The organism is Aestuariivita sp. (assembly GCF_049276915.1).
Classification (GTDB): Bacteria; Pseudomonadota; Alphaproteobacteria; order Rhodobacterales; family Rhodobacteraceae; genus Aestuariivita.
In genome coordinates this window covers 21436-34104 of record NZ_JBASXK010000062.1, presented here as the reverse complement: position 1 = coordinate 34104, position 12669 = coordinate 21436, and the positions used below count along the sequence as shown (strand labels likewise).

Genomic DNA, 12669 nt, shown 5'->3' with positions numbered 1-12669 from the left:
TGAATCCCTTCATAGGACGGGCATCAGCGGTTGCTCCTGTCACGTGTCGGTCAATCTTGGTCATTCCCGTCTCGCCTTTCTCGCAAGCCCGAACAATTCGAGCTGCCGGATACATTGCGGCCCACGGGTAATCGCGGCGGAACATGGCGGAAATGGGCCAATTTGCGTTCAAATTTAGGGGGTTAGAATGTAGTCTTATCAAAAGATGGTTCAGATTGGCCGCATTGTTGCAGGCCTGTGGACAATGCGTGCAAAGATCTGCCGCCTTTGGGCGGGGATCGGCAAATTCCGGACGTGCTCAAGAAAGTGGCAAAGTCTTTACCAAAACAACATAGTGTCGAGGCAGTGAAGGGGGTCGACTCAGATCGGCATCAGGCCCGAACAGGGCGGAACGAACAGGGACAGATTGCATGGACATGACCGCACCGACCGAACCGAGTTTCCGTGAAAGCGTGGATTTGATGTTTAACCGCGCGGTGGCTCTGATGGACCTCCCGCCCGGGCTGGAAGAAAAGATCCGCGTGTGCAATTCGACCTATACGGTGCGCTTCGGCGTGCGGTTGCGCGGGCAGGTGCAGACCTTCACGGGGTATCGTTCGGTGCATTCCGAACATATGGAACCGGTCAAGGGCGGCATTCGCTATGCGCCCAACGTGCATCAGGACGAGGTCGAGGCGCTGGCGGCGCTGATGACCTATAAATGTGCTCTGGTCGAGGCACCGTTCGGCGGCTCCAAGGGCGGGCTCAGGATCGACCCGCGCCAGTATGACGAACATGAGCTTGAGCTGATCACGCGCCGCTTCGCCTATGAGCTGATCAAGCGCGACCTGATCCATCCCTCACAGAACGTGCCCGCGCCCGACATGGGCACCAGCGAAAGGGAGATGGCCTGGATCGCGGATCAATATGCGCGCATGAACACCACCGACATCAATGCCCGCGCCTGTGTGACGGGCAAGCCGCTGAATGCCGGCGGTATCGCCGGCCGGATCGAGGCGACGGGGCGCGGTGTGCAATACGCCCTGCGCGAGTTCTTTCGGGACATGCACGGCATGACCAAAGCGGGCCTGACCGGATCCCTTGAGGGCAAGCGGGTCATCGTGCAGGGCCTTGGAAATGTGGGCTATCACGCAGCCAGGTTCCTGATGGAAGAAGACGGGGCGATCATCACCGGCATCATCGAACGCGACGGGGCCTTGTTCAATCCAAACGGGCTGGATGTGAATGCGGTGCGCAACTGGATCGTGGGGCATGGCGGGGTCACCGGGTTCCCGGATGCCGCCCATACCGCCAAGGGTGCCAGCGTCATGGAGGAGGAGTGTGATATCCTGATCCCTGCGGCTCTTGAGGGGGTGATCAATCTTGAAAACGCCGACCGGATCAAGGCCCCCCTGATCATCGAGGCTGCCAATGGGCCGATCACGGCAGGTGCCGATGACATCCTGCGCCAGAAGGGCACCGTGATCATCCCGGACATGTATGCGAATGCGGGCGGTGTGACGGTGTCCTACTTTGAATGGGTCAAGAACCTCAGCCATATCCGTTTCGGCCGCATGCAGCGCCGTCAGGAGGAATCGCGCCATCAGTTGGTGATTGATGAACTCGAGCGGCTGAGCGCGGACAGCGGCATCGGCTGGACGCTATCGCCCGACTTCAAGCAGAAATACCTGCGCGGAGCGGATGAGCTTGAGCTGGTGCGATCCGGGCTCGATGATACGATGCGCATCGCCTATCAATCCATGAGCGAAGTCTGGCACGAACGCGACGATGTGAGCGACCTGCGCACGGCCGCCTATCTTGTTGCCATCGGAAAGGTCGCTGCAAGCTATCGCGCCAAGGGTCTGTAGACTCTGCTGCGCCAGGGCGGGCCCCGCTCTGGCGATCCCTTCAGCTCTGCGAAGACGCCGCAGGAAGGGCGATCGGTTCGGGCAGCTCGGCCAGACTGCGCGCGCCCAACTGGCCCATGTTCGCAACCATGTCCTTGCACAAAACATCAAACAGGTGATCCGGCCCCGCCTCGCCAAGGGCCGCCAGCGCGATATGCCAGGCCCGCCCCAGCATCACGAAATCCGCCCCACAGGCCAGCGCACGCAGGATATCGAGCCCCCCTTCGATCCCGCTGTCGAAGATGATCGGCAGATCCGTTGCAGCGCGGATCGCAGGCAGGACATCAATCGTTGCCGGTGCCCCGTCAAACTGGCGTCCGGCGTGGTTCGAGATCCAGATCGCATCCGCCCCGGCCTCTTTCAGCGGCGCGCAATCAGAGGCGCGCAGCACGCCCTTGACGATCAATGGCCCCTCCCAGTGATCGCGCAGCCAGCGCAGATAGGCCCAGTCCGGTGAGGTGCGCAGCAAGTAGCCGACATGGGCTGTGGGCGGCAGGTTCTGGCCCCCGGCGCTGGAATACTTGTCCAGCATCCGCATATGCGGCATGCCGCGCCGCGCCATGCCCATCGCCCAGGCCGGCCGCATGGCCACCTGCGCCAGCAGCCTTGGTGTCAGCCGGGGGGGCTGGGTCAGACCCGACCGGGTCTGGCGTTCGCGCCGCGAGGCCACAGGAACATCCACGGTCAGCACCAGCGTCGAAAACCCCGCATCGCGCGCGCGCGCCAGCATATCGCGCCGGATCTCTTCGTCGCGCGGCGGATACAGCTGAAACCACGCCTGTTGCCCCAGATGCGGTGCCACATCCTCGGGGCTCTGGCTGGCGACGGTGGACAATGTATAGGGCAAGCCGTGCCGTTTCCCGGCGCGGGCAAGATGGCCTTCGGCATCCGGCCAGATCAGGCCGGACATGCCCACGGGTGCGATGCCAAAGGGCACTGGCAGCGTCTGACCCAGAAATGTCGTCGACAGGTCGGGCGTGAACTCTCCGTGCAGGATCGACGGCATCAGCCCGACGCGATCCAACCCTGCGCGATTGCGCGCCTTCGTGGTCTCATCGCCGGTTGCGCTGTCCAGATATTCCCAGACGAATTTCGGCAGGCGCATGCGCGCAGCCCGTCTGAGATCCGCAAGACCGGGGTATTTCGCGTCCAAATTCATTCAAAATGCCGTCGTTCAGGGTGAGGGTGCCGCTACTCGGCAGCCTGCGCGCCGTCGCGCAGCTTTACCAGATCTAGATCTTTCAGAAGCGGGAACCAAGCCATCGCGTTCTGCACCCCCTCGGCCTCAAGCAAGATGTCTCCTCGATGACCGCGGCTGTCGTTGGTGTCGTGAATGGCACGGATGAAAAACGGCCGCTGTTCATGAAACACTCGCACCGCATGGCGGCGCGCCACCTTCTTATGCGCCAACATGAACGGGTTCTTGCGAATGCTCGTTGGTCCCACAAGCGCCAGTCCCAGATTGGTAAAGGGCATCTCGCGCGGGATCAGATCGACCCCGCCATCCTGGTGGAACAAGCCGGTCAGCCCGGTTGCAAAGGACAAATAGCAGCAGGGCTGTTCCGGTGTGAACTGGGTGATGGCGAATTCGGCCTCCGCGCGGCACCGCGCCACGAAATCAACGGATACCGCATCATCATCCAGAACGATCTGCGCGGCATGCTCGGAGGTGTTCATGTTGTTGCGGACGTATTTCATCAACATGCGCCCCGCAGCAGCCGGACCGCGCTGCAGGATGATCGTACGGTCTGCACCGATCATGTCATGGCAGGCCTCGGTCACCAGCCTCAGATGATCCTCGGGCAGTTCGGCCGATGTGAGCAGCAGCAACTTGAAATCGCGATCCGTCTGATCGCGCAGAGATGCAAGGTTCATTTTTTCGAACAGCGCAAACCGCTTGGCCAGCCGCGCAGGATCAAGCAGCAGCTCTTTCTGCTTGCTTGGCTCTGATTGCCATCCCGACGCACCCAGATAGGAATAGCGGGTCTGGAAAATCATTTGCAGGCCGGGGTTCATTGCAAGATGCCTTTGAGATGTGTCTGCTCGGGTTTGCCCAAAACCTAACCGATGCGCCCATCATGCGGCAAGGGTTGGTATCGGCCTTTGTGCCGCGATGCCGGGTCGGGAACAATTGGCGAACTTCTGTCTTTTCCTTGCCGCCCGGCCAGAGTAGGATCGCGCGCATGAGCAGTTTTGATGACATGGACGCCTTCGAGGGGGCCTCACTGTCTGCCCGCGCCATGGCCGCGCGGCCAGCGCCCTATCTTGACGGGTTGAATCCCGCTCAGCGCCAGGCGGTTGAGGTGATGGAAGGCCCGGTGCTGATGCTGGCCGGGGCCGGGACGGGCAAGACGCGCGCTTTGACGGCGCGGATCGTGCATCTGCTCAATACCGGCAATGCGCGCCCCAATGAGATCCTTGCCGTCACCTTTACCAACAAGGCCGCGCGCGAGATGAAGGAGCGTGTGGGCTCCATGCTGGGCCAGGCGGTCGAGGGCATGCCCTGGCTGGGCACATTTCATGCGATCTGCGTGAAACTGCTGCGCCGGCATGCGGAACTGATCGCCATACCCTCCGAAGGAGATCTGGTGACGGCAGCGCGCCCGCCCGTGCATCTCAAATCGAACTTCACCATTCTGGACACCGACGATCAACTGCGCCTGCTCAAGCAACTGGTCTCGGCCTCGGGTATTGATGACAAACGCTGGCCCGCGCGCCAGCTTGCCTCGATCATCGACGGCTGGAAGAACCGCGCGCTGACGCCCGACAAGGTGCCCGCGGCGGATGCGGGGGCCTATAACAACAAGGGTGTGGCGCTTTACGCCCAGTACCAGCGCCGCCTGATCGAACTGAACGCGGTCGATTTCGGCGATCTGCTGCTGCATATGCTTACGATCTTCCAGAATCACCCCGATGTGCTCAGCCAGTACCAGCGCTGGTTCCGCTTCATCCTGGTGGACGAGTATCAGGACACCAACGTCGCCCAATACATGTGGCTGCGCCTGCTGGCGGGCGGTCACAGGAACATCTGTTGCGTGGGCGATGACGATCAGTCGATCTATGGCTGGCGCGGCGCCGAGGTGGGCAACATCCTGCGGTTCGAAAAGGATTTCCCCGGTGCCCATGTGGTGCGGCTGGAACAGAATTACCGCTCGACCCCGCATATCCTTGCAGCGGCCTCCGGGGTGATCCGGGGCAATGCGGGGCGTCTGGGCAAGGAACTCTGGACCGAAGCCGAAGATGGCGAGAAAGTCCGCCTGATCGGCCATTGGGACGGCGAGGAAGAAGCCCGCTGGATCGGCGAAGAGATCGAGTCGATGCAACGCGGCACGCGCGGCCTGCGCCCCTACAGTCTGAATGACATGGCCATTCTCGTGCGCGCCTCGCACCAGATGCGCGCCTTCGAGGACCGCTTCCTGACCATCGGATTGCCGTACCGCGTGATCGGCGGGCCGCGGTTTTACGAGCGGATGGAGATCCGCGATGCCATGGCCTATTTCCGCATCGTCACCAGCCCGGATGATGATCTGGCGTTCGAGCGGATCGTGAACACACCCAAGCGCGGGCTTGGCGACAAGGCGCAGCAGACCATCCAGATGACAGCGCGCGCCAATGGCGTCAGCCTGATCGAAGGCGCGCGGCTTGCGGTGCAGGGCGGGTTGATCAAGGGCAAGGGCGGCAGCGAGTTGCAGACCCTAGTCGATGATATCGCACGCTGGGGTCGGATGACGGGCGACAAGGACACCACCCATGTGGAGCTGGCCGAGATCATCCTGGACGAAAGCGGCTACACCACCATGTGGCAGAACGACAAAACCCCCGAAGCGCCGGGGCGTCTGGAAAACCTCAAGGAACTTGTCAAGGCGCTCGAGCAGTTCGAGAACCTGCAGGGGTTCCTCGAACATATCGCGCTGGTCATGGACAATGACAAATCCGATGCGGATGAAAAAGTGTCGATCATGACCCTGCATGCTGCAAAGGGTCTGGAGTTCCCCGCAGTCTTCCTGCCGGGTTGGGAGGACGGGCTGTTCCCGTCACAACGCTCCATGGACGAATCCGGTATCAAGGGCCTCGAAGAGGAACGCAGGCTGGCCTATGTCGGCATCACCCGCGCCGAAGAGATCTGCACGATCTCCTTTGCGGGCAACCGGCTGGTCTTTGGCCAGTGGCAATCGCAACTCCCCTCGCGCTTCATCGACGAACTCCCGCAGGAGCATGTGGATGTGCTCACCCCTCCGGGGCTTTACGGTGGTGGCTATGGGGCGGCCGGCATGGCCGCGACAACGGGTGGCCTCGAGGCGCGCGTGGCCAAGGCCGATGTCTACAACTCCCCGGGCTGGAAACGCCTGCAGGCCCGCGCCAGCGAACGAAGCATTTCCCAGCCCCGCGAAACCCGCAACACCGTGATTGACGCCACCGCGATTTCCGCCTTTACCCTGGGCGAGCGCGTGTTTCATCAGAAATTCGGCTATGGCGCGATCCTCGGGATCGAAGGCGACAAACTTGAAATCGACTTTGAAAAAGCCGGAATCAAGAAAGTCATCTCGTCCTATATTTCCTCCAGCGACGACATTCCGTTCTGATCGACGCCACCTCCGGGGTGTGAAACCTGCCCCGGCACAGGCGTGAATTGGTCGCCCCAAACCCTCGCTCCGGCACATCCCAGAAAAAGAAACGGCGACCCCAGGGAGGCGGGGCCGCCGTTTTGTCTGCACGCGCACCCTAGGGAGGAGGAGCGGGCCGCGCGCAATAAGGTCACCAAAACCAGGGAGGAGGAGAGGTCCCGGTGCCTATCTTTTGCCGGGCGAACCCGGCGGTTGTAAAAGGCGGCGGCATCTAGGGAGGAGAAGCGATGCCGCCGCAGATAACAGATCCCAGGGAGGAGGAGAGGGACCTGATCTCGATTAACTCGTGTAAACAGCCTCCAGAGCGGTGCGTTTCAATTCGGACCGGTGCAGACCCAGATCGGGCAGTTCCCGGTTCGACAACGCTGCCAGTTCGGACAGGGTCTGGTGAAACAGACGCCACCGTGCGACAACGGCGCGCGTTTCAGACAGGACAGACGCCAGTCGCGAGTCACCACCATAGGCGATCGTCGATATCTGGGTTAGTGTTGTCATCGGGCTGCTCCATCCGGACTGTTGTTGCCTTGTGTAATAAGAATAGGATTATGCTGCAGTTGCACAATAGACGAGGCTGAATTGCTGCTATGCAGCAAATGCATGGGTCAAATGCACCTTTTCTGGGCAGCCCGCCTTTTTTCGGGCAACAGGGGGGCGCGCGCCTTGCGCATCGCGGGGCCAGTGCCACTTAAAGGGGCAGTCAGAGAACATGAGGGGCGATATGGGAATTTCCAAGGCACAGGTCGAAGCAGCACTGGATCGCTTCGCGCTTCCCGACGGGGGCACGCTGATATCGCGCGACATGATTCGTGCGCTTGCGATCGAGGGGGATGTGGTCCGCTTTGTGATCGAAGCCCCAAGTGCCGCCATCGCGCAGCAGATGGAGCCTTTGCGCAAGGCTGTCGAGGCGGCCGTGTCGCAACTGGATGGCGTGTCAAGAGCCTCGGTCGTGCTCACAGCCCATGGCCCGGCGGAAAAGCCACCCGCGCCCAGCCTCAAGATCGGCGGCCACCCCAAGCCACAGGACGGACCCACCAAACCCTCCGGTGTGCAGCGCATCCTGGCCATTGGCTCGGGCAAGGGCGGGGTGGGCAAATCCACCGTCTCTGCCAATCTCGCGGTTGCCCTGGCCAAGGCCGGGCGCAAGGTCGGCTTGCTTGACGCAGATATATATGGTCCCAGCCAGCCCCGGATGATGGGTATCAACAAACGCCCCGCCAGTCCGGACGGCAAAACGATCATTCCGCTGCACGCCCATGGCGTCACGTTGATGTCCATCGGTTTCATGCTGGACGAGAGCAAGGCCGTGATCTGGCGCGGCCCGATGCTGATGGGCGCGCTGCAACAGATGTTGGGTCAGGTCGAATGGGGCGAGCTTGATGTGCTTCTGGTCGATCTGCCGCCCGGCACGGGGGATGTGCAGCTTACCCTGTGCACCAAGACCCAGCTGACCGGCGCGATCGTGGTCTCCACCCCGCAGGATGTCGCCCTGCTGGATGCGCGCAAGGCGCTCAACATGTTCGAGACGCTCAAGACACCGGTGCTTGGCCTGATCGAGAACATGTCGATGTTCATCTGTCCCGATTGCGGTGCCGAGCATGAGATCTTCGGGCAGGGCGGGGTTGCCGCCGAGGCGCAGAAGATGGGCGTGCCGCTTCTGGGTGCGCTTCCGATTGATCTCGAAACCCGTCTGGCCGGCGATGGCGGCACACCGATTGCCGTGGGCGACAGCCCGATGGCACAGGCCTATGCCCGCATCGCCCAGGGTCTGATCCGCGGCGGCATGGCATAACCGCCGCTCGCCCAAGAGCACGCAGCGATGAAATCTGCCTGGCCGCACCCTGAAGGGCCGCGGCCTTGACGCATCTCGGTCCCGGTCACGGGATCTCATGGGCGACATGGGAAATCATGGGTCCAGCCTGTCCGAACTGTGGGATTTGAGGCGAATCACATCGGTTTCTCCCGAAATTTTCTTGCGAAATTCTGCATCCATCGTGGTGATTTCGGACCCACTCGGGCAGATTTTCAAAATTTCTGGGAAATCGCGGGAATTTTCTGCACCACCTATGCAATACCACATTTAGTGTCCGGAATGATTCAGGCCACAATTTGAGCCACATATTCGGGCCTAATCCCCACAACATGTTGTTTTTCAGCCTCGCCCAAAGCAACATGCAGTAAGAATTCCCACAAAAACCTGTTGATTTCCATGAAATCCCATGGCATCCCTTATGCATCGGATGAGGACACGGTACTCGGGGCACCAAACGACCCCAAAAAGCAAAAAAATGGTTTCATACAGGCAACCACTCTTCATCAGACACTGAGATCCGGCGCGCGGGCGAGCAGACATCCCCCCAGGTGGCGCGCGCAGCTGGACACACCCCGCTAAGCGAGACGAGGGCGGCGGGTTGATCAATGGCAGCTGATCAGCCCGCCGTTTTCTCTTCAAACGGGGACACATTCGCGGGGGCGCGATAAAAAGGGACGGGACCTTGGCAAAAAGGTTCAGAGGCGAAAGCCGCCACAAGGTGGACAGCAAGGGCCGGGTGTCGATCCCTGCCTCGTTTCGTCGTGTTCTCGAAGCCTCTGATCCCAACTGGGAATCCGGCAAGTTTCCCGAACTGGTCATCGTCTATGGCGATCACCGCCGCGCCTATCTGGAATGCTATACCATGCAGGCCATCGAGGAGGTCGATGAAAAGATCGACCGCCTGCCGCGCGGCGCTGTCGAACGCAAGATGCTGCAAACCCTCTTTCAGGGCCAATCGCTCCCGACATCCGTGGATGAGACAGGCCGACTTGTGCTTCCCGCCAAGCTGCGCGCCAAGATCGGCCTCGAGGATGAGGCATTTTTCATCGCTGCCGGCGACACGTTCCAGATCTGGAGACCCGAAACATTCGAAGCCGTCGAACTCGCCCGCACCGAAGCCTGGCTGGATGAATTGCCCGACGATGTCGATCCGCTCATCTTTCTTGACGGTGTGGGGGGGGAGTAAGGCGATGGCTGCTGCAGAGCGCCTCGACGACAGCTCCTCTCATGTTCCCGTTCTGCTGCGCCCCTTGCTGGACGCGATTTCTCCTGTTGCGGGTGTCTGGCTTGACGGCACGTTTGGCGCGGGCGGCTATACCCGGGCCCTGCTGGACGCCGGAGCCGAGCGCGTGATCGCGGTCGACCGTGATCCGCTTGCTTTTGAAATGGCCGCAGGCTGGGCCGCGCAATACGGCGATCGGCTGGTCATGCAACACGGCGTGTTTTCACGTATGGACGAATACGCCAGCGATCTTGACGGTGTGGTGCTTGATCTGGGCGTCTCCTCGATGCAGCTCGATCAGGCCGATCGCGGCTTTTCCTTCATGCGCGACGGACCGCTTGATATGCGCATGTCCCAGGACGGTCCCTCGGCGGCAGATCTGGTGAATGGGGCCGAGGAAGAAGACCTGGCCAACATCCTGTTTCAATACGGCGAAGAACGCGCGAGCCGACGCATTGCGCGCGCCATAGGCCGTGCCCGCGCCGAGGCCCCGATCACCACCACCCTGCGCCTTGCCAGCATCATCGAAGGCTGTCTGCCCCGCGCCAAGCCAAACCAGAGCCATCCCGCCACCCGCAGCTTCCAGGCGCTGCGCATCGCGGTAAACGACGAATATGGCGAGCTTTTTCATGGGCTTATGGCTGCCGAACGGGCGTTGAAACCGGGCGGCCAACTGGCTGTCGTGACCTTCCATTCCATCGAGGACCGCATGGTCAAACGCTTCTTTCAGGCGCGCTCGGGGCAGGCGGGTCGCGCCAATCGCTATGCGCCCGAAACGGCTGAAGACGCGCCGCAATTCACGCTGAAATCGCGCAAGGCCATCGGTCCGGACCCTCGGGAGCTTGACGAAAACCCGCGCTCGCGCTCGGCCAAGCTGCGCGTCGGTCTGCGCACGAATGCGCCAAGTGGCGCGATTGATCCCAAATCCATCGGAATGCCGGTTCTGGAGACGTCCCGGAGATGAAGAGCTTTCTCTATATCCTCACAGCGGTCTGTGTGATGGGGCTTGCGTTCTGGGCCTACCGCGAGAACTACAAGACCCAGGCCTCGCTTGATCAACTCCAGTCCGTGCAGCGTCAGGTTGGCAATGCCCACACCAAGCTCAACATGCTGCGCGCCGAATGGGCCTATCTGAACCGTCCCGACCGGCTGCGCGAACTGGCGGACCTGAATTTCGACCGCCTGGGTCTGCTTCCGCTGCGCGCCGATCAGTTCGGCCGCGTGGACGAGGTGGCGTTTCCGCCGGATGAGCCATTGGCCATCACCAACCCGATCGAGGTGATGAACCGGGGCCACATGGGTCAATCAGGAGAGGTTCTGCCATGATCCGCACGCCCCTGCGCCCCTTGGCCCGCGTTCTCGAAGCCCGCCGCAAAGGCGAAAACCCCGACGCGATCGAACGCGAGAACATTCGCCTGCGTCATGAACAAATGCAGGATCGTGCCCGCCATCGTGCCGAAAGCCGCCTTCTGGTGCTGGGCCTGTTCTTTCTGTGTGCCTTTGTGGTGATTGGTGGCCGCATGGCTCTTGTCGCCTCCTCCGAGCCGACCGAACCGCGCGCCCAGGCCCCCGGTGCCCAGATCGCGACCCAACGCGCGGATATCGTGGATCGCAACGGCAATATCCTGGCGACGAATTTCGAAACACACGCGCTTTACGCGCAACCCCATCAGATGATCGACCCGGCAGGTGCCGCCGAAAAGCTGGCCGAGATTTTCCCCGATCTGGACCGCGAGCGCCTGAACCGTCAGTTCACCGGCAATCGCAAGTTCGTCTGGGTCAAGCGCACGATCAGCCCCGAACAAAAGCAGGCCGTGCATGATCTGGGCGAACCCGGCCTGCTCTTTGGCCCGCGCGAGATGCGCCTTTACCCCAATGGACGTCTTGCAGCCCATGTTCTGGGCGGCGCGTCCTTCGGCAAAGAGGGCGTCAGCGCCGCCGAAGTCATTGGCGTGGCCGGTGTCGAAAAGCAATTCGACAAATTCCTTCGAGATCCGGCAAATGGCGGCAAACCGCTTGAATTGTCGCTGCATCTCACCATTCAGGCCGCCGCCGAGCGCGTGCTCTGGGGCGGCATGAAGCTGATGAATGCCAAGGGGGCAACCTCGATCCTGATGGATGTGCACACGGGCGAAGTCATTTCGGTCGTCAGCCTGCCGGATTTTGACCCCAATGACAGACCCCGCCCGCCCACCGAAGGCGAACCCGCTGACAGCCCGCTGTTCAACCGGGCCGTACAGGGCGTTTATGAACTGGGGTCCACTCACAAGATCTTCGCCGCCGCTCAGGCCATCGAACTGGGCCTGGTGAATGCCGAAACCATCATCGACACCTCTGGCCCCATGCGGGTCGGCGGTTTTACCATCGGAGAATTCCGCAACAAGAATTACGGAAAGCTCAGCGTCGCCGACATCATCGTGCACAGCTCCAACCGCGGCACGGGCCGTCTGGCCATGCAGATCGGTGGCGCGCGGCAGAAATCCTTCCTGCATGATCTGGGCATGCTTGATCCGACCCCGTTCGAAATCGTCGAAGCCAATGGCGGCCAGCCGCTCTATCCCGAGCGCTGGGGCGAGTTGAGCACGGTGACCATCTCCTATGGCCATGGTCTGTCGACCACCCCGATGCATCTGGCAGCAGGCTATGCCGCGATTGCCAATGGCGGGCATTACGTCAGCCCGACGATCCTGAAACAGGAGGGCCCGCAATACGGGCCGCGCGTCATGTCCCGCGAAACTGCAAAGGCCTCGCAGGTCATCCTGCGCAAGGTGGTGACAGACGGCACCGCCAGCTTTGCCCGTGTGCCGGGCTATCCGGTGGGCGGCAAAACCGGCACCGCCGACAAGCCAAAGCCCCGTGGCGGCGGATATTACGAGGATAAGGTGATCGCGACCTTCGCCTCGTTCTTCCCTGCAAGCAATCCCAAGTATGTGCTTGTGGTCACGCTGGACGAGCCGGTTGAAACTTCGGGCGACAAGCCGCGCCGGACTGCGGGCTGGACGGCTGTGCCGATTGCCGCCGAAATGATCGCGCGCATTGCCCCGCTTCTGGGTATCAGACCGGAGGTTGAGCCCCGCCCGGTGACTGGTATAACGCTCACATCAAACTGATACGGGCAAGCAGGGG

General features: G+C 61.5%; 10 protein-coding genes. 7 read left to right on the top strand and 3 right to left on the bottom strand.

The window, feature by feature from the left end; genetic code table 11:
• Nucleotides 1–416: 416 nt before the first annotated feature.
• Nucleotides 417–1847 carry a Glu/Leu/Phe/Val family dehydrogenase gene (locus tag WAO69_RS06595; protein WP_422177275.1) on the top strand — a complete coding sequence of 477 codons (1431 nt, stop codon included), beginning with the start codon at nucleotides 417–419 and terminating at the stop codon, nucleotides 1845–1847.
• Between the two features lie 40 nt (nucleotides 1848–1887).
• On the opposite strand, the gene WAO69_RS06590 is transcribed toward WAO69_RS06595, so the two are convergent.
• Together WAO69_RS06590 and WAO69_RS06585 are read right to left on the bottom strand one after the other, a co-directional pair.
• A complete protein-coding gene (locus tag WAO69_RS06590) occupies nucleotides 1888–3045 on the bottom strand; it encodes an alpha-hydroxy acid oxidase (RefSeq protein ID WP_422177273.1) in 1158 nt (385 codons plus the stop codon).
• 32 nt (nucleotides 3046–3077) lie between these two features.
• Nucleotides 3078–3902: a glycosyltransferase gene (locus tag WAO69_RS06585; RefSeq protein WP_422177271.1), complete on the bottom strand. Its 825-nt coding sequence runs from the start codon at nucleotides 3900–3902 to the stop codon at nucleotides 3078–3080.
• Between the two features lie 167 nt (nucleotides 3903–4069).
• On the opposite strand from WAO69_RS06585, the gene WAO69_RS06580 reads away from it, so the two are divergent.
• Nucleotides 4070–6469 (top strand): ATP-dependent helicase, encoded by a 2400-nt coding sequence (locus tag WAO69_RS06580; protein ID WP_422177269.1) that lies wholly within the window; start codon nucleotides 4070–4072, stop codon nucleotides 6467–6469.
• Between the two features lie 321 nt (nucleotides 6470–6790).
• Here the strand turns inward: WAO69_RS06580 and WAO69_RS06575 are convergent, their stop codons facing one another.
• Nucleotides 6791–7006, bottom strand: coding sequence for a DUF1127 domain-containing protein (locus tag WAO69_RS06575; RefSeq protein WP_422177267.1), 216 nt, complete (start codon nucleotides 7004–7006; stop codon nucleotides 6791–6793).
• Nucleotides 7007–7229: 223 nt separating this feature from the next.
• On the opposite strand from WAO69_RS06575, the gene WAO69_RS06570 reads away from it, so the two are divergent.
• The 5 genes from WAO69_RS06570 (at nucleotide 7230) to WAO69_RS06550 (ending at nucleotide 12653) form a co-directional block, all read left to right on the top strand.
• Nucleotides 7230–8300, top strand: a complete 1071-nt coding sequence (locus WAO69_RS06570; RefSeq protein WP_422177265.1) for an Mrp/NBP35 family ATP-binding protein — start codon at nucleotides 7230–7232, stop codon at nucleotides 8298–8300.
• Nucleotides 8301–9003: 703 nt separating this feature from the next.
• Complete coding sequence (gene mraZ, locus WAO69_RS06565) at nucleotides 9004–9507, top strand: division/cell wall cluster transcriptional repressor MraZ (RefSeq protein WP_422177263.1); 504 nt, start codon at nucleotides 9004–9006, stop codon at nucleotides 9505–9507.
• 4 nt (nucleotides 9508–9511) lie between these two features.
• Nucleotides 9512–10507: a 16S rRNA (cytosine(1402)-N(4))-methyltransferase RsmH gene (rsmH, locus tag WAO69_RS06560; protein WP_422177261.1), complete on the top strand. Its 996-nt coding sequence runs from the start codon at nucleotides 9512–9514 to the stop codon at nucleotides 10505–10507.
• A complete protein-coding gene (gene ftsL / locus WAO69_RS06555; protein WP_422177259.1) occupies nucleotides 10504–10869 on the top strand; it encodes a cell division protein FtsL in 366 nt (121 codons plus the stop codon). The genes rsmH and ftsL overlap by 4 nt, the downstream gene beginning before the upstream one ends.
• Nucleotides 10866–12653 carry a peptidoglycan D,D-transpeptidase FtsI family protein gene (locus WAO69_RS06550; protein WP_422177257.1) on the top strand — a complete coding sequence of 596 codons (1788 nt, stop codon included), beginning with the start codon at nucleotides 10866–10868 and terminating at the stop codon, nucleotides 12651–12653. The genes ftsL and WAO69_RS06550 overlap by 4 nt, the downstream gene beginning before the upstream one ends.
• The last annotated feature ends 16 nt before the right edge of the window (nucleotides 12654–12669 follow it).